Genomic DNA, 16,296 nt, shown 5'->3' with positions numbered 1-16,296 from the left:
TCGCCCCCGTTACAGGAGGCCACCCCGACGCATAGACTGACGTACCGACGCGCACCCCGTTGACCTGCGTTGACTGCATTGATCTGAGGAGCGACCCCTTGTTCTACTACGTACTCAAATACGTGCTACTCGGGCCGCTGCTGAGACTTGTCTTCAGGCCCCGGATCGAGGGACTCGAAAACGTACCGTCGTCGGGCGCCGCCATCGTCGCCGGCAATCACCTGTCGTTCTCGGACCACTTCCTGATGCCCGCGATCCTCAAGCGGCGCATCACCTTCCTCGCGAAGGCCGAGTACTTCACCGGTCCCGGGGTCAGGGGGCGGCTGACCGCGTACTTCTTCCGCAGCGCCGGGCAGATTCCGGTGGACCGGTCCGGCAAGGAGGCGGGGCAGGCCGCGATCCGTGAAGGGCTCGGGGTGCTGAGCAAGGACGAGCTTCTCGGCATCTATCCGGAGGGCACCCGGTCGCACGACGGGCGGCTGTACAAGGGCAAGGTCGGGGTCGCCGTCATGGCGCTCAGGGCCCAGGTGCCCGTCATTCCCTGCGCGATGATCGGCACCTTCGAGGCGCAGCCGCCGGGCAAGGTCATCCCGAACATCCATCCCGTGGGGATCCGCTTCGGCAAGCCCCTCGACTTCTCCCGCTACCTCGGGATGGAGGACGAGAAGGCGGTACTGCGGGCCATCACCGACGAGATCATGTACGCCATCCTCAACCTCTCCGGGCAGGAGTACGTCGACCAGTACGCGGCCGTCGCCAAGAAGGAGGAGACCGATCGGAAGGCCGCCGAGAAGAAGGCGGAGAAGGAGGCGCGGGAGCGCAAGTTCCCGCGTATGCCGCTCAGTTGACCGTGTGCCCTCGGTCGGCGGTTGACGTGCGCCTTCGGCCGGCGTGGGCGATCTGCTGATAGCTAATCCGCACCGGCCGTGCCGCCGTCGGCGGTTACCGTCGCTCCATGAGACGAGCTGTGGTGATCGGGGCGACCGGACAGATCGGGCGGGTGGCCGTGGGGGCGCTCGCCCGGGACGGGTGGGAGGTGACCGCCGTCTCGCGGGGCGGCGGCAGAGACGGGAACTGGCCGGACGAGGTTCGGGTCACGGTCGCGGACCGGGCCGACGACGCGGCGCTCGCGGCTGCCGTGGGCGACGGGTGCGACGTCCTCGTGGACATGGTGGCCTACGGACCCGAGCACGCACGGCAGTTGGCGGGTCTCGCCGGGCGGGTCGGGTCGGCGGTGGTGATCTCCAGTGTGTCCGTGTACGAGGACGACAAGGGACGGAACTTCGACACGCAGGCGGAGCCCGGCGGCTTCCCCGAGTACCCGGTGCCGATCCCCGAGGAGCAGCACACGGTCCGGCCGGGCGAGAGTACCTACGGCACCCGGAAGGCGGGCCTCGAGCACGAACTCCTCGCCGCCGGCGACCGGTTGCCGGCCACTCTGCTGCGGGCGGGCGCGATCCACGGACCGTACGGCCGTACCCCGCGCGAGCTGTACTTCGTCAAACGCAACCTGGACGGGCGGCGCCGGCGCGTCCTCGCATACGGCGGCGGGAGCCGTTTCCATCCGGCGAGCGTCCACAACATCGCCGAGCTGATCCGGCTGGCCGCCGCACGTCCTGGTTCCCGGGTCCTGAACGCCGTCGACGCCGAGGCGCCGACAGTGGCGGAGATCGCCGCGGTGATCGACGCCGTGATGGGGGTCGAGGTGGAGAACGTTCTGGTGGACGGTCCGCCTCCGGCGCCCACCGTGGGCGACACCCCGTGGTCGACTCCGGTGCCCGTGGTGTGCGACATGTCCGCCGCCGAAAGGGAGTTGGGCTACCGGCCCGTCGTCACGTACGCGCAGAGGCTGCCGGAGACCGTCGCCTGGATCGAGGGCCGACTGGCCGGGCGGGACTGGCGGGAGGCGTATCCCAGGATGTACGAGACGTACGGCGACCTCTTCGACTACGCGGCGGAGGATGCCTGGCTCGTGTGACGGGAAAGGGCGGCCGGAGGATTCTCCGGCCGCCCCTCACCTCGTACGACAACTGACCGCTACCGCTACGAACTTACGGCTACGGCTTCGGTGTGGCGTGCGGGGCGCAGGTCACGTCCGTCGCGTCCACCTTGCCGGTGAGCAGGTAGGTGTCGACCCGGGCGTTGATGCACGGGTTGACGAGTCCGGTCACGCCGTGGGAGCCGGCGTCCTTCTCGGTGATCAGGCGGGAGCCCTTGAAGCGCTTGTGCAGTTCGACGCCACCGTCGTACGGGGTGGCCGCGTCACGCTCGGACTGCACGATCAGCACCGGCGGCAGACCCTTGCCCGACTTCACGTTCACCGGGGTCTGCTGCTTGACCGGCCAGGTCGCGCACGGCAGGTTCATCCAGGCGTTGGCCCAGGTCATGAACGGGTAGTCCTTGTTCAGCCGGGTGTTGTCGCGGTCCCACTTCTTCCAGCTGGTGGGCCACTTGGCGTCGGTGCACTCGACGGCCGTGTAGACGGCGTTGCCGTTCTCCGAGGCCGCGTTGCCCGCGGTGTCCGTGAGGTCGGGGGCTGCCGCGTCGACGAGCGCCTGGGTGTCACCCGCGACGTACTTGCTGAACACGGTGGCGACCGGGATCCACGACGAGTCGTAGTACGGGGCGCTCTGGAAGAAGGAGATCAGTTCGGCCGGTCCGACGACCCCGCCGATCGGGTCCTTCTTCGCGGTGGCCCGCAACTCCAGCCATTTCGCCTGCACTTGGGCCCGCGTGGTGCCGAGGTGGAAGACGGCGTCGTTCTTGGCCACCCAGTCCTGCCAGTCGTTCCAGCGCGTCTCGAAGGCGATGTCCTGGTCGAGGTTGGCCTCGTACCAGATCTTCTCGCGCGACGGATTCACGACACTGTCGGCGATCATCCGGCGGACGTGCCCCGGGTACAGCGTGCCGTAGACGGCCGCGATGTACGTCCCGTACGACACACCGAGGAAGTTGAGCTTCTTCTCCCCCAGCGCGGCCCGGATGACGTCCAGGTCGCGCACGGTGTTCGGCGTGGTCATGTACGGGAGCATCTCGCCGCTGCGTTCGTAGCAGCCCTCGGCGTACTCGCGGGCCGACTTGCGCTGGGCGCGCTTGTCCGCCTCCGTGTCGGGCACCGGGTCCGGCTTGGGCGCCTTCACGAACTCCTGCGGGTCGACGCAGGATATGGGCGCCGAGTGGCCGACTCCGCGCGGGTCGAAGCCCACGAAGTCGTACGCCTTCGACACGTTGAGCCACAGCGCGTTCTTCGTCACGACCCGGCGCGGGAAGCGCAGCCCGGAGCCGCCCGGTCCACCCGGGTTGTAGACGAGCGCGCCCTGCCGCTCCTCCTTGGTCCCCGTGTTGCCTATACGGTCGACGGCGAGCTTGATCTGCTTGCCGTACGGCTTCGCGTAGTCGAGCGGCACCGTGACATATCCGCACTGGATCGGCTTCTCAAGGCCCCAGTCGGCCGGGCAGTCCTGCCAGTCGATTCCGGCCTGCTCGGCTCGCGCGGCGGCGATCGTCGCGCCGCGTGTCTCACGGTCCTGGCCGTGGCGGGCGTCCGCGACGGCCGAGGGCGCCGCGACGGCGCCGGCTATCAGGGTCGCCGTGACGAGTGCTCCGGCGGAGCCGAGCGCTGCGGCTCGTTTCGGCGGTGTGGTGCCTTTCAAGTGGGGTCTCCCCGTATGTAGTTCTGCTTCTGCGTGGTTGGTAAGGGGGATCCTTGCGGCTGTGCGGGACTTGTGAAAAGGGGGTGGACGACCTTCTTTGCCAATCCGATAAACGGAGAGGAGCGTTGCGCTCAGCGGACATCCGGTGCGATGTGGGGCTTTTCCATGATCGCTGGACGGGTCCGCCGGCCCGGGTGATCAGCTGTGGTGGTCCGTCTCCAGAGCCGCGAGCGCCTCGTCCAGCACCCGGCGCAGCCGTAGTGCGTCCGGCGCGACCGCCGTCACCAGCGCGGCGGGCCCGGCGAGCGGCATGAGCGCGGCGCCCTCCGCGAGCATCCGGGCTTCGACCGGCGCGTCCGCGAACTCCGGCCGCACGATGACGAGTTGCCCGAGAGCGCGGTGTCCCGCCAGCACGGCGGGCCCGTCCCAGCCGCCCGGCGCTCCGGGACCGCAGGCCAGCTCCTGGTCGAGGACGACGCGCCCGCCGACCCGCACCGTGAGGCGGCTGCCGAGCCGTCCGGATTCCTCGCCGAACCGCCCGAGCACCTGCTCCTCGCGGAACACGAGCCGGGCGCCCGGCGCGAGATCGACACGCGTTACGACGTACAGCTCACTGCCCTGGGCACAGATCAACTGCTCGGGCAGCCAACGGAGTTCGCCGCCGTCGGCGACACCGATCCGTACGTCGTAACGGGCCTCGCCCTTCGCCTGGCCCGGCAGTGCGATGGTGGCCGCGGCGGACGCCAGATGCAGTCGGGCACCCTCCGCCACCTCCGCCTCGACGGTGAAGTGGTCGCCGCCGAGCGGGCCGCTCATCGCGCCGACCAGCATGACGCGGGCCTCGTCGCCGTGCGCGCGGATACGGCGCAGGGCCAGCGGGCCGTCACCTTCGAGCACCGGCAGAGCGGTACCGCCCCGGCCGTCCGCCCGGGCGACGATCCGCGCGGTGGCCCGTACGCCGGTGGTCATGCCGTCCACGCCGCGAGCTGCGCCCGCACCCACGCGGCGACGTCCTCCACCCCGGCCTCGCTGCGCAGCGACTGGAAGACGACGGGCATCTCCCCGCGCGCAGTCTTCGCGTCGGCGGCCATCCGGCCGAGGTCTGAGCCGACGTACGGCGCGAGGTCGGTCTTGTTGACGACGAGCAGGTCGGCGGTGGTGACGCCGGGGCCGCCCTTGCGCGGGATGTCGTCGCCGCCGGCCACGTCGATGATGAAGATCTGCGCGTCGACGAGGCCCTTGGAGAAGGTGGCGGTGAGGTTGTCGCCGCCGGACTCGACGAGCACGATGTCGAGCGGCCCGACCTCGTCCTCCAGGTCCTCGACGGCTTCGAGGTTGGCGGAGATGTCGTCGCGGATCGCGGTGTGCGGGCAGGCGCCTGTTTCGACGGCGGTGATGCGCTCGGGGGGCAGCACGGCCTCGCGCAGCAGGAACTCGGCGTCCTCACGGGTGTAGATGTCGTTCGTGACGACCGCGAGGGACAGCTCTTCGCGCAGGGTGCGGCAGAGGGCGGCGACGGTGGCGGTCTTGCCGGACCCCACGGGCCCGCCGAGGCCGATGCGAAGCGCACGGCGGGTGCCGTCGGGACGGTGCGCGTCCGCGCCCACGGCCGTGCCGGCTTGGGGGTGGGAGTGGTCGAGGTGCATGGGGAGCGGCTCCTGTTCTGGTTTGTGCTGTTGCGTATGTGCTGGTCCTCATCCCCCGGGATGGGACGGGATGGGACGGGACGGGACGGGTAAGTGTGGCGGGGGCGAGCAACCCCTATGACGCGAACAGCCGCACCGCCCACCCCGCATGCCCCTCCGCCCCCACCTCCAGCATCGGCGCGGAAGCCGCGGGCAACGCGTCGACCCCACCCCCGGCCCCCACCTCCCGAGCCGCCTCCACCGCCCGGTCCGCGACGCGATCCAGTTCCGGCGCCAACCGGGCCAGCGCCCCGGTCGCATCGAACGGATCAAGGCTCAGCAACCGCACAACCGCCGTCGCAGGCCCGCTGACGCTCTCGTACACGGAGCAGTACGCCGCGTCCTCCGGCCCCAGCCCCGCCGCCCGCGCCGTGAGCCCCAGCACCACCGGCTGATGCGCCCCCTTGGGGAACTCCCTTGCCAACGCGTCGAGTTCGGCCGACGGCCAGGTCGCCCGCGCCGCCCGCATCAGCTGCCGTCCCAGCTTGCGCGCGGCGACGCGCAACGCCGGCGACGGCGTCCGCGCGTCCGCCGCATCGTCGAGCGCAACCGGATCGACACCCAGCGCCGCGGCCGCGGCGAGCGAGGCCGACACCAGCCCCGTCGTGTGCAGTCGGCCCCGGCAGAACTCCTCCAGGCTCGCGGCCCCAGTGACACGCCCCGCCTTGACGGCGGCCTCGGCCCCGCCGGAGTGCGCGTGCCCTCCGGCGGGGAAGCGGCCGTCGGCCAGGACGAGCAGCGCTGCCCTGCTCATCGAAACCTCCTCATCAGAAGAGGAAGTAGCGCTGGGCCATGGGCAGTTCGGCGGCCGGCGTGGCCTCGACCAGCTCCCCGTCGATGTGCACGGCGAAGCTGTCGGGGTTGATCCGTACGTCCGGACGCGCGTCGTTCTCCCGCATGTCGGCCTTGGTCACCGCCCGGGTCGACTCGATCGCCACGAACCGCTTACCGAGCCGAAGCCGTTCGGGCAGCCCGTCGTCGATCGCCAACTGGGCGACGAAGTTGAACGAGTTGGACGCCGGCGCCCGCCCGATCGCCCCGAACATCGGCCGGGGCAGGATCGGCTGCGGAGTGGGGATCGAGGCGTTCGCGTCGCCCATCTGCGCGTAGGCGATCTGCCCGCCCTTGATGACGAGATGCGGCTTCACCCCGAAGAACGCGGGCTCCCAGAGGACCAGGTCGGCGAGCTTGCCCGTCTCCACCGAGCCGATCTCCCGCGCGAGACCCTGTGCGAGGGCCGGGTTGATCGTGTACTTGGCGACATAGCGACGTACTCGATGGTTGTCGGCGCTGCCGTCACCCGGCAGAGCGCCCCGCCGCCGCTTCATCACATGGGCCGTCTGCCAGGTCCGCATGATGACCTCGCCGACCCGTCCCATGGCCTGCGCGTCGGACGAGATGATCGAGATCGCGCCCAGGTCGTGCAGGATGTCCTCCGCGCCGATCGTCGACGGCCGGATGCGTGACTCGGCGAACGCCAGGTCCTCCGGCACCGACGGGTTCAGGTGGTGGCAGACCATCAGCATGTCGAGGTGTTCGTCGGCGGTGTTGACGGTGTACGGCCGCGTCGGGTTGGTCGAACTCGGCAGTACGTGCGGCTCGGAGACCACGGACATGATGTCCGGCGCGTGCCCGCCGCCCGCACCCTCGGTGTGGTAGGCGTGGATGCCGCGGCCCGCGATCGCGGCGAGCGTGTCGGCGACGAAACCGGCCTCGTTGAGGGTGTCCGTGTGGATGGCGACCTGGATGCCCGTCCGGTCGGCGACGGTCAGGGCCGCGTCGATGGCGGCCGGGGTCGAGCCCCAGTCCTCGTGGATCTTCAGGCCGAGGGCGCCGCCGCGGATCTGGGAGAGCATCGCGTCGTGCGAGACGGTGTTGCCCTTGCCGAGCAGGCCGAAGTTGAGCGGGTACTGCTCCATCGCCTCCAGCATCCGGGCGAGGTGCCAGGGACCGGGGGTCACCGTGGTCGCCTTCGAACCCTCGGCCGGGCCCGTACCGCCACCTACGATGGTCGTGATGCCCGACGCGAGCGCCTCGTCGGCGATCTGCGGGCAGATCAGGTGGACGTGCGCGTCGATGGCACCCGCCGTCACGATCCGGCCGTTGCCCGCGATGATCTCGGTCTCCGGACCGATGACCAGGTCGGGGTGGATCCCGTCCATCGTGTCGGGGTTGCCCGCCTTGCCGATGCCGGTGATGCGGCCGTCGCGGATGCCGATGTCGGCCTTGACGATGCCCCAGTGGTCGACGATCACCGCGCCCGTGATGACCGTGTCCGGGGTGCCGTCTGCGCGCGTAGCGCGGGCCTGGCCCATGGATTCGCGGATGACCTTGCCGCCGCCGAACACCGCCTCGTCACCGGCGAGACCGGGACCGCCGCTGCGGTCCTCCTCGATCTCGATCAGCAGGTCGGTGTCCGCGAGCCGGATACGGTCGCCGGTGGTGGGGCCGAACAGGTCGGCGTACGCGGCACGCGAGATCTCAGGCATCGAGGGCACCTCCGGTCTCCCCGCGCAGTCCGGGCACGATGCGCGCGCCGGCGAGCGGAACGAGTTGGACGTCGACGGGGATCCCGGGTTCGAAGCGTACGGCGGTGCCGGCGGCGATGTTGAGCCGCTTGCCGCGCGCTGCCGCGCGGTCGAACTCCAGGCCGGGATTGGCCTCGGCGAAGTGGTAGTGGGATCCGACCTGGACGGGCCGGTCGGCGGCGTTCAGCACGGTCATCGACGTGACCTCGCGGCCCTCGTTGTACACAACGGGTCCGTCGGCGAACAGGATCTCTCCGGGAATCACGGCAGTCCCGCCCCTCAGACGATCGGGTCGTGGACGGTGACGAGCTTGGTGCCGTCCGGGAAGGTCGCCTCGACCTGGACGTCATGGATCATCTCGGGGATGCCCTCCATGACGTCCTCCCTGGCCAGCAGCGTCCGTCCGGAGGACATCAGCTCGGCGACCGTACGTCCGTCACGGGCGCCCTCGAGGATGTGCGAGGTGATCAGCGCGACCGCCTCGGGATGGTTCAGCCTGAGCCCACGGGCCCGGCGCTTCTCGGCCACGTCCGCCGCCACATGGATCAGCAGCCTCTCCTGCTCGTGCGGGGTCAGTTGCACGGCTTCCCACCTCACATCCTCGCTCCGGACCGTGCGGGGTCCGGTTGGCCCGATGCCACCAAAACCGCTGGTGGCGAGATGGGCACGCTAGTTGGCCGGAGTTTCAAGGACGTTAACCGGCCCGTGATCCACCCGGGGCACGCGGGGCGGGCCCGCCCATGCTCATCAGACCGCGAATTCCATCCTGAAGCACTTCCATCGGCGCGCCCCCGAAGAGGGCCATCTGCGCGATGAAGCCCTGGGCCGCAGCGATCATGGTCCGTGCGACGCTCTCGGCCGGTACGTCGGCCCGCATCATCCCGGCTTCCTGATAGCGCTCGACCAGCCGCACCCAGGGCTCACGGACCTTGGCGTAGCCCTCGTTGAGCACCTTCGACAGTTCGCCGTCGCGCAATGTCTCGGCCCACACCTGGACGATCAGCCGGGGGAAGACGGCTGCCCCCTCGTGCGCCAGCCCCGGCCGCAGGCCCAGCATCCTGCCCATCACCTCACCCACGATCACGTCCGGCGCCGGAGGCGGGCTCTGCTCGCCCGCGGTCTCGAAGGCGTCCCCGACCTCCTGCAGCACCTCGATGACGATGGCGGCGATCAGCTCCTCCTTGCCGGTGAAGTAGCGGTAGACGGCCCCGGCGGAGAGGTCGACCTCCTTGAGCACGTCCTGCATCGACGTGGCGTGAAAGCCGCCCCGTGCGAAGCAGAGTGCCGCCCCGTCGAGGATCTGACGGCGTCGGGCGTCGAGGTGTTCCTGGGATACACGGGCCATGCCCACAAAGTAGAACGAACATTCCTTCTTGACAAGACGAGCTGCCCGCAGGACGGTGATGACTCCTAAAACGAACGATCCTTCTTTTTAGATTCGAGGGAAACCATGTCCACCAATGCCACTGCGACCGCCCAGGGGCACCGCCACCACCTGATCGCCGTCATCGTCCTGGTCCCCGTCCTGGCCGCGCCGGCACTCTGGGCCTTCGCCTGGCCCGCCGCTCGCCTCGCACCCCGCGACCTGCCGCTCGGCGTGGCGGGCCCGGCCACCGCGGTCACACAGATGGAGCGGCAACTGGCCGCCCACGAGGGTGCCTTCGAGATCCACCGTTACGCCGACGAGGCCGCCGCCCGCGACGCCATCGAGAACCGGACCGTATACGGTGCCGTGGTCGTCACCGCCCAGGGCCCCGAGCTGCTCACCGCGTCGGCCGCGAGCCCCGTCGTCGCCCAGCTCCTCCAGCAGGCGGTGACCGAACAGGCGGCGCGGTCCGGTGGATCCGGCGCTCAGGTCAGGACCGTCGACGTCGTCCCCTCCGCCGCGAACGACCCGCGCGGCGCCGCCTTCGGCGCGAGCCTGCTGCCGCTGGCTCTCGCCGGTGTGGCCGCCGGCGCCGTGGTCACCCTGCTCGGCCTGCGCGGGGTACGGGCGGCCGGTGCGCTGCTTGCCGCCGGCGCGCTGGTCGGTGTCGTCGCCGCCGCGCTCGCGCACAGCTGGCTCGGCGTGCTCACCGGCGACTGGTGGGCGGAGGCCGCCGCGCTGGGACTGACGACACTCGCCGTGAGCGGCGCGGTCGCCGGACTCGCCGCACTGCTGGGCACCGCGGGAATCGGCCTCGGCGGCCTGACCGTCGTCCTGCCCGGCAACCCCTTCTCCGGCGCTTCCAGTGCCCCTCGACTGCTGCCCCACCCCGTCGGCACGATCGGCCAGTGGCTGCCGCCGGGTGCGGGCGCCTCCCTGCTCCGCTCGGTGTCGTTCTTCGACGGCGCGGCGGCCCTGGGGCCCGCCCTGACCCTGACCTGGTGGGCGGCGCTCGGCCTCGGCGCGGTCCTGCTGGGCAGCGCGCTCAGGCGCCGTACGGAGGACGGGAACAGCGAGCCGATGACGGCCGCCGCCGAGCGGGAACCCGCTCTGCTGACCTGACCGCCCACACCGAAACCGGGCCCGGACCGGCGGCCGGGTGCCCCCGCCGCAGCGGATGGGGGCACCCGGCCGTTCTCGCGCAGTCCCCCTCATCCGCCGGCCCGTCCGACCGCTGAGCGCGCTCAGCGCGCTCCGGACCCGCGATGCTCCGCCGCGATGCCGAACCTCTGCCGTTCGACGGGCCCGGCAGCGGCCTCCCTGACGCTGGAGACCGCGCTGACGACGTGCTCCTCCGCCGCGTCCAGCTCGTCGAGGCGTTCCAGATCGGCTGCGGAGACCAGGGCGACGAGGGGCTTGCCGTGCCGCGTCACGACGACGCGCTCACCGCCGTACACCACCTTGTTGATCAGGTCGGCGAGTTCAGCCCTGGCTTGCGTCACCGGAATCTCGTAGGCCATGTGTTCCAGCCTAGGGCCTGCCCGGCGGATCAGGCCGCGGACGTGGGGCCCGGCAGGCCCTGGCCCCGCCCTCCGACGCCCCCGCAGAAGGGCCGAGGTCCGCTCACCCGACCTCCGCCCGAAGCCGGCACCGAGAACCCCGTGGAGCAGCGCACCCCCGGGGTTTTCGCTGTCAGCGAGCACCTCGCGGAGCCCTCGCGCCGAACTCTGTACGTCCTGTACATTTTTTACGGAAGCCATCGAGGAGGCGCGCGCCATGAACGACAGCGACGACCCGTCAGCCCGCTACGTCCTGCCCGAGTTCACCGAACGAACCAGTGCGGGGAGCCGGACACTGGATCCGTACTCGAAGCTCCTGGAGGAGCGGATCGTCTTTCTCGGGACGCCGGTCGACGACATCTCGGCGAACGACGTGATGGCCCAGTTCATGCATCTCGAATACCTCGCGCCGGACCGGGACATCTCGCTCTACATCAACTCCCCCGGCGGCTCGTTCAGTGCGATGACGGCGATCTACGACACGATGCAGTACGTCACCTGCGAGGTGGAGACGATCTGCCTGGGGCAGGCGGCCTCCGCGGCGGCCGTACTGCTGGCGGCGGGCACGCCGGGCAAGCGCAGCGCGCTGCCGGGGGCCCGGGTGCTCATCCACCAGCCCTCACTGTCCGAGCCGATCCATGGACAGGCCAGCGATCTCGCCATTCAGGCCCGGGAGTTGGGCCGGGTCCGTAATCTGCTGGAGGAACTGCTCGTACGGCACACCGGACAGAGCCCTGAGCAGGTCGCCGCGGACATCGAGCGGGACAAGATCCTCGATGCCCAAGCCGCCCTGGAGTACGGCCTCGTGGACCGGATCGTGCCCAGCCGCAAGTCCTCGCCCCCCTCCCCCGGCACGAGGTGAGCCGCCGATGCTTCCGCCCGAACTGCCTCCGCTGCCCGCCCTGACGCGTGCGGAGGGCGAGTTGATCGACCGTTACCTCGAAGTGGCCGATCTGCTCGGCCGTATCAACCCGGCGTACCACGGCGACACGTACCGCGGCCTGCGGGCCGCGCAGGCGCTGGTCGCCAAGGCGGTGGCGTTGCGCGACGCGCTGGAGTTGATGCATCAGCGGGGCGAGGCCGAGGTGCACGCCCCTACGCTCGCGCGTGCGCTGCGCGTCCTCGACGGGGAGCGCCGCACCGCGCGTGTCACCGTTCCGCGTGAGCCCGCCAGTTGACTCACCGGTTCGGCGCAGCCGTGCCGGGCGGGCCCGTGTATCGCGGCGACCGACCGTCCGGAACGGGGCGGGAAGTGACTGCTCGCCATCCCCCGTTTGGAGTAGAGACGGCTCCCTCGACCGGCCCGTTCGGCTTGCGCGACGCGCGTAGTTCGTGACCGAAACGAGACCGCTCAAGCGCTGGTCCGGGGGTGCGCGACCCCCTCGAAAGTCGTCCGGGGGTACGGGTGTCCACCCGAATGGGCCAGCGGTGAGTAACACCACAAAGCCCCGATTCCATTGGGATTTTCCTACTTACATGAGCCAAGATCCCTTCCTGACGACAAGCCCCCGCCACAAGCGGCGGGGCGATCCGGGCGGACGCCGAGTCCTGCCGCCGCCCGGATGACCGGTCGACAGATGTGCATCGGCAGGAGTGGAGGACCCAGGCACGACGGGTCGCCGGAACGGTCACGCCATGACCGGGCCGAGCAGCCCTTGGGGTGAAGCCGCGTCAGCGGCCGGGCAACTTCGCCAGCCCGAATCCGACAGGTCATCCTTCACAGGCGGCTGACGAAGGGTTACGCATGTCTGCGCTCAATCGTGTCCCGTCACTGATGACCCGTGCCGGTACGGCCTCGGCTCTCACCCTCGCCGCCGTCGGCGGCACCCTGGTGATCCCCGGTGTCGCAACCGAAGCCGCGGCGATCGCACCGTCGACGAAGGCACTCCAGATCGCGGCCTCCAAGAAGGGCTCCCCCTACAAGTACGGCGCCGCGGGACCGGGCAGGTTCGACTGCTCCGGGCTCACGCTCTACTCGTACAAGAAGGCGGGCAAGAAGCTGCCTCGTACGGCGGCGGCCCAGTACAACAAGACCAAGCACATAGCCGCCAAGAGCCGTCGGGGCGGAGACCTGGTCTTCTTCCACTCGGGCTCGAACGTCTACCACGTGGGCATATACGCCGGAAAGGGAAAGATCTGGCACTCCCCGAAGACCGGGGACGTCGTGAAGCTCCAGAAGATCTGGACGAAGAGCGTCTGGTACGGCCGGGTCAGCTGACCTCCCCGGGGCGGGACGGCGGCCGTAGGTGAGCCGCCGTCCCGGTCCGGGACCCTTCACAGCGACAGAAGCGACAGCAGCGGCTCCAGCAGGAGCAGCGCGCCGAGGACCGTCAGCGCGGTGCCGGTGACCGCCTCGACGGCCCGGGCCGCCCGCGGCCGGCGCAGCCACCGGCCGAGCCGGTCCACCAGGAGCGCCACCGCCGGGAACCACACCAGGGCCAGCGCCACGATGATCAGCGCGAGCAGCAGCGTCCGGGGCAGCGCGGGAGAGCCCGCCGGCACGAACTGCGGCAGCAGACTCAGGAACGTGATGGGCGCCTTCGGGTTGAGCGCGTTGGTGACGAAGCCCTGCCGCCACGGACGTACGGCGGTCCGTGCCTCCTCGGCCACCGCAATCACCGCCTCCCGGGGCCCGCGCAGCGACCGCAGCGTCCGCGCCCCGAGGTACAACACGTAGACCCCGCCCAGCAGTTGCAGTGCGCGGAAGAGCGCGGGCACCGCCGTGAGCACGGCGGCGACACCGGCGACGGCCAGCGCGGTGTGCAGAAGCAGCCCGCCGGTGACCCCCAGCGCGCACACGACCCCGGCCCGCCGGGAGACGAGGGCGTTGCGCACGACGACGGTGAAATCGGCGCCCGGCATGGCGACCATGCCTGCGGCGACCCCGGTGAAGGCGATGAGCTGTGCGTCCATGGCGTCCAGCGTGCCCGGAGCCTGCCTTCAGCAGGTATGTCGAATACCCTGGGTCTGCCTTAAGCAACCGTTATGCCTCGGCCATGGCTTCCCCTCTCTGTCCCTGGAGCGGCCGGATGTACGACCCCACCCGTCTCGCCGCTCTCGTGGCGGTCGCCGAGGCCGGATCCATCACCCGCGCCGCCGAACGCCTCGGCTACACGCCGCCCGCACTGTCGCAGCAACTCGCCAAGCTGGAGCGGGAGACGGGCATCGCCCTGCTCGTACGGCATCACCGGGGCGCCCGGCTCACACCGGCGGGCGAGCTGCTGGTGACGCGTGCCCGCCGGGTGCTGGACGAGCTGGACCGCGCCCGGCACGAACTGGCCCGGCTCACCGGCCTGTCGGGCGGTGCGCTGCGGCTGGGCACCTTCCAGACGGCCGGTATCCAGCTGCTGCCGCCGGTGCTGAGCGCGTTCCGCCGGGCCCATCCGGACGTGGAGCTGTCCGTCGCGGACTACGAACCGCCGGACGGTGTGGCCGCCGTGGCCGCCGGAGAGGTCGATCTCGCGCTCACGCACGCCTACGAACCGGCCGTACGCGCGCCGTTGCCCTCGTCGGTCACCGCCGAGCCGGTCCTGGTCGAGGAACTGGTCCTGGTGACCGCACCCGGCCATGTGCTGGCGGGGGACGCCTCGCGGCTGCCGCTGGCCGAGCTGGCGGGCCAGCCGCTGATCAGCATGGCGCCGAACCATCCGCCCCGCCAGGGCGTGGAGGCTGCCCTCGCCCGGGCCGGCGCCACCCCGTCGGTGCTGGTGGCGACGCCGGGGTACGCCCTGGTGTGCGCGCTGGTCAGCGCGGGGCTCGGGGTGGCGGTCGTACCGGAGATGGTGGCGCGGACGGCGGTCACGCCGGTCGGGACCCGCCTGCTGGAACCGGGCGACCTGCGCCGGACGATCTCGGTCGTCCGCCGCACCGGCGAGACCGCGCCCGCAGCCGACGCGTTCCGCGCCCTGCTGCGGGGCGCGTTCGGCCGCGCGCACGGCAGCGGCAACCTGGCGTAGGCGGCGAACCGTTACGGCTCCTGCTGGCCGACCGCCGTCACCGGGGGCCTGGCCGGGACCGTCCACGGGAGTTCGATCGACACCGTCTTGCCGCCCTCGCGGGTGGGATGGACGCGCAGTCTGCCGCCCGACTCGGCGGTCAGCCAGCGGATGATGACCATCCCCCGGCCGTTGTCCTGCTGCACGGCGGCGGGCAGACGTTTGGGGAAGCGCGGGTGACTGTCGGTCACTCCGATGCGCAGATGTTCATCGCGGTCGAGGGCGATGTCCACCGTGAAGGTGGGTGACAACCCGAAGGTGTGCTGTACGGCGTTCGTGGCGAGTTCCGAGACGATCAGACGGATGCTGTCGGCGGCTTCGGCGTCACCCGGCAGGCCCCATTCCGCCAGCACGTTGGCCACATACGCGCGGGCGGCGGAGACCGAGGCGGGATCGCTCGGCAGAGTGACGGATGCTTCCAGGTGGTCTGCCATGGCGACGTCGTCCCTTTCCCACAGGACCGCGGCCCGACACGGAGCGGCTGGTTCGAGTACGGTCCCGGACTGGTGCTTCGCGCCAGACTGCCATTCCCGCGCCGGTCACGGGGTGCGATCCACCAAGATATGCATATATCTGTCGCTCGAAGCGGTGAACTCTGCTACCCCAGAGCGTATTTGGGCGGCTCATTAGGAGTAAGGAGTTGCCCATGCAGTACGGTCCCGCGGTGCGCCGCCGAAAACTGGGTGCCGAACTGCGCGCGCTGCGTGCCAGGGCCGGTCTCACGAGCGGTGAGGCGGCCCGTCTGGTGGGCTGGCACCAGTCGAAGGTGAGCCGGATCGAGACAGGCGCGAGCGGGGTGAAACCGGCGGACGTCCGGTTACTCCTGGACGCGTACGAGGTGCCGGACGGCGAGTCGCGCGAGCTGCTGCTCGTACTGGCGGGCGGCGAGGACGGCGGTCAGCACGGCTGGTGGCACGCCTATCGTGGCGTACTGCCGCCCACCTACCGGGATTTCATCAGCCTGGAGTCGCAGGCCAGCACGATGCGCACGCTGGAGACCTCGGTGGTACCGGGGCTGCTGCAGACCCCGGAGTACGCCCGTGCGATGACCCGGGCGGCTGTGGACAGCCTGGAGGAGACACGGCTCGACGCGCTGGTCGAGGTGCGGCTGGCCCGGCAGGACGTGCTGCGTTCGGACCCGCCGCTGGCGCTGAGCGCGGTCCTCGACGAGGCGGTGCTGCGCCGTGAAGTGGGCGGGCCCGAGGTGATGACGCGTCAGTTGGGACGCCTTGTGGAAGCGGCCCGGCTGCCCCAAGTGCAACTCCAGATCCTGCCGTTCACCGCAGGGGCGTACATCGGCATCACTGGCCCTTTCGTTATCTTCTCCTTTCCGAGCACTTCTGACTTGGATGTGGTTGTTCTCGACCAGATGATGAGTAGCCTCTACCTCGAACGGAAAGAAGACCTCCAGGCCTACAGCGAGGCCTTCAACACCCTTCAGATCCACGCCCTTTCGCCCGGGGATTCGTTGGATTTCATCGCCGGTCTGAATCACGGCGTGTAAGGAGGC

At 70.5% G+C, this 16,296-nt stretch carries 19 protein-coding genes and 1 riboswitch; of the genes, 8 read left to right on the top strand and 11 right to left on the bottom strand.

What is annotated here, in order from left to right; genetic code table 11:
* Positions 1-98: 98 nt before the first annotated feature.
* Positions 99-848: a 1-acyl-sn-glycerol-3-phosphate acyltransferase gene (locus tag G3I71_RS21290; protein WP_164316427.1), complete on the top strand. Its 750-nt coding sequence runs from the start codon at positions 99-101 to the stop codon at positions 846-848.
* A gap of 107 nt (positions 849-955) precedes the next feature.
* On the top strand, positions 956-1,978 hold the full coding sequence (locus G3I71_RS21285) for an NAD(P)-dependent oxidoreductase (protein ID WP_203730966.1): 1,023 nt from the start codon (positions 956-958) through the stop codon (positions 1,976-1,978).
* 79 nt (positions 1,979-2,057) lie between these two features.
* On the opposite strand, the gene G3I71_RS21280 is transcribed toward G3I71_RS21285, so the two are convergent.
* The 8 genes from G3I71_RS21280 to G3I71_RS21245 all read right to left on the bottom strand — a co-directional run bounded on the left by G3I71_RS21280 (position 2,058) and on the right by G3I71_RS21245 (position 9,211).
* Positions 2,058-3,653: an alpha/beta hydrolase gene (locus G3I71_RS21280; RefSeq protein WP_164316426.1), complete on the bottom strand. Its 1,596-nt coding sequence runs from the start codon at positions 3,651-3,653 to the stop codon at positions 2,058-2,060.
* Positions 3,654-3,851: 198 nt separating this feature from the next.
* Entirely contained in the window at positions 3,852-4,622 is a 771-nt protein-coding gene (locus G3I71_RS21275; protein WP_164316552.1) for an urease accessory protein UreD, read from the bottom strand.
* The gene (ureG, locus tag G3I71_RS21270) at positions 4,619-5,299 is read right to left on the bottom strand and encodes an urease accessory protein UreG (protein WP_164316425.1); all 681 of its coding nucleotides are present in this window, start codon (positions 5,297-5,299) and stop codon (positions 4,619-4,621) included. Before ureG ends, G3I71_RS21275 begins: the two co-directional genes overlap by 4 nt.
* Positions 5,300-5,414: 115 nt before the next feature.
* Positions 5,415-6,092: an urease accessory protein UreF gene (locus G3I71_RS21265; RefSeq protein ID WP_164316424.1), complete on the bottom strand. Its 678-nt coding sequence runs from the start codon at positions 6,090-6,092 to the stop codon at positions 5,415-5,417.
* A 13-nt stretch (positions 6,093-6,105) separates the two neighbouring features.
* Positions 6,106-7,827, bottom strand: a complete 1,722-nt coding sequence (locus G3I71_RS21260) for an urease subunit alpha (RefSeq protein WP_164316423.1) — start codon at positions 7,825-7,827, stop codon at positions 6,106-6,108.
* Positions 7,820-8,131 carry an urease subunit beta gene (locus G3I71_RS21255; protein WP_164316422.1) on the bottom strand — a complete coding sequence of 104 codons (312 nt, stop codon included), beginning with the start codon at positions 8,129-8,131 and terminating at the stop codon, positions 7,820-7,822. Before G3I71_RS21255 ends, G3I71_RS21260 begins: the two co-directional genes overlap by 8 nt.
* Positions 8,132-8,145: 14 nt before the next feature.
* On the bottom strand, positions 8,146-8,448 hold the full coding sequence (locus tag G3I71_RS21250; protein ID WP_164316421.1) for an urease subunit gamma: 303 nt from the start codon (positions 8,446-8,448) through the stop codon (positions 8,146-8,148).
* A 112-nt stretch (positions 8,449-8,560) separates the two neighbouring features.
* Complete coding sequence (locus tag G3I71_RS21245) at positions 8,561-9,211, bottom strand: TetR/AcrR family transcriptional regulator (protein ID WP_164316420.1); 651 nt, start codon at positions 9,209-9,211, stop codon at positions 8,561-8,563.
* A gap of 105 nt (positions 9,212-9,316) precedes the next feature.
* On the opposite strand from G3I71_RS21245, the gene G3I71_RS21240 reads away from it, so the two are divergent.
* Positions 9,317-10,354: an ABC transporter permease gene (locus G3I71_RS21240; RefSeq protein ID WP_164316419.1), complete on the top strand. Its 1,038-nt coding sequence runs from the start codon at positions 9,317-9,319 to the stop codon at positions 10,352-10,354.
* 122 nt (positions 10,355-10,476) lie between these two features.
* Here G3I71_RS21240 and G3I71_RS21235 read toward each other — a convergent pair whose 3' ends face one another.
* Positions 10,477-10,752: a type II toxin-antitoxin system Phd/YefM family antitoxin gene (locus tag G3I71_RS21235; RefSeq protein ID WP_164316418.1), complete on the bottom strand. Its 276-nt coding sequence runs from the start codon at positions 10,750-10,752 to the stop codon at positions 10,477-10,479.
* Positions 10,753-11,008: 256 nt separating this feature from the next.
* Here G3I71_RS21235 and G3I71_RS21230 point away from each other — a divergent pair, with 256 nt between their 5' ends.
* The 3 genes from G3I71_RS21230 to G3I71_RS21220 all read left to right on the top strand — a co-directional run bounded on the left by G3I71_RS21230 (position 11,009) and on the right by G3I71_RS21220 (position 13,009).
* A complete protein-coding gene (locus G3I71_RS21230) occupies positions 11,009-11,653 on the top strand; it encodes an ATP-dependent Clp protease proteolytic subunit (protein ID WP_164316417.1) in 645 nt (214 codons plus the stop codon).
* A 7-nt stretch (positions 11,654-11,660) separates the two neighbouring features.
* Positions 11,661-11,969: a hypothetical protein gene (locus G3I71_RS21225; RefSeq protein ID WP_164316416.1), complete on the top strand. Its 309-nt coding sequence runs from the start codon at positions 11,661-11,663 to the stop codon at positions 11,967-11,969.
* Positions 11,970-12,352: 383 nt separating this feature from the next.
* Positions 12,353-12,532, top strand: a riboswitch (cyclic di-AMP (ydaO/yuaA leader).
* Positions 12,533-12,535: 3 nt separating this feature from the next.
* Positions 12,536-13,009, top strand: a complete 474-nt coding sequence (locus G3I71_RS21220; protein ID WP_164316415.1) for a C40 family peptidase — start codon at positions 12,536-12,538, stop codon at positions 13,007-13,009.
* Positions 13,010-13,065: 56 nt separating this feature from the next.
* On the opposite strand, the gene G3I71_RS21215 is transcribed toward G3I71_RS21220, so the two are convergent.
* Positions 13,066-13,704: a LysE family translocator gene (locus tag G3I71_RS21215; RefSeq protein ID WP_164316414.1), complete on the bottom strand. Its 639-nt coding sequence runs from the start codon at positions 13,702-13,704 to the stop codon at positions 13,066-13,068.
* 116 nt (positions 13,705-13,820) lie between these two features.
* Between G3I71_RS21215 and G3I71_RS21210 the strand changes: the two genes are divergently transcribed.
* Positions 13,821-14,747, top strand: coding sequence for a LysR family transcriptional regulator (locus tag G3I71_RS21210; RefSeq protein ID WP_164316551.1), 927 nt, complete (start codon positions 13,821-13,823; stop codon positions 14,745-14,747).
* Between the two features lie 11 nt (positions 14,748-14,758).
* Here the strand turns inward: G3I71_RS21210 and G3I71_RS21205 are convergent, their stop codons facing one another.
* Positions 14,759-15,220 carry an ATP-binding protein gene (locus G3I71_RS21205; RefSeq protein ID WP_164316413.1) on the bottom strand — a complete coding sequence of 154 codons (462 nt, stop codon included), beginning with the start codon at positions 15,218-15,220 and terminating at the stop codon, positions 14,759-14,761.
* Positions 15,221-15,432: 212 nt separating this feature from the next.
* Here G3I71_RS21205 and G3I71_RS21200 point away from each other — a divergent pair, with 212 nt between their 5' ends.
* Positions 15,433-16,290: a helix-turn-helix transcriptional regulator gene (locus tag G3I71_RS21200; RefSeq protein ID WP_164316412.1), complete on the top strand. Its 858-nt coding sequence runs from the start codon at positions 15,433-15,435 to the stop codon at positions 16,288-16,290.
* The last annotated feature ends 6 nt before the right edge of the window (positions 16,291-16,296 follow it).

The sequence above is a fragment of the Streptomyces sp. SID12501 genome (assembly GCF_010550245.1).
Classification (GTDB): Bacteria; Actinomycetota; Actinomycetes; order Streptomycetales; family Streptomycetaceae; genus Streptomyces.
The sequence above is the reverse complement of the archived record's forward strand: the minus strand, read 5'-3'. Positions and strand labels throughout refer to the sequence as shown.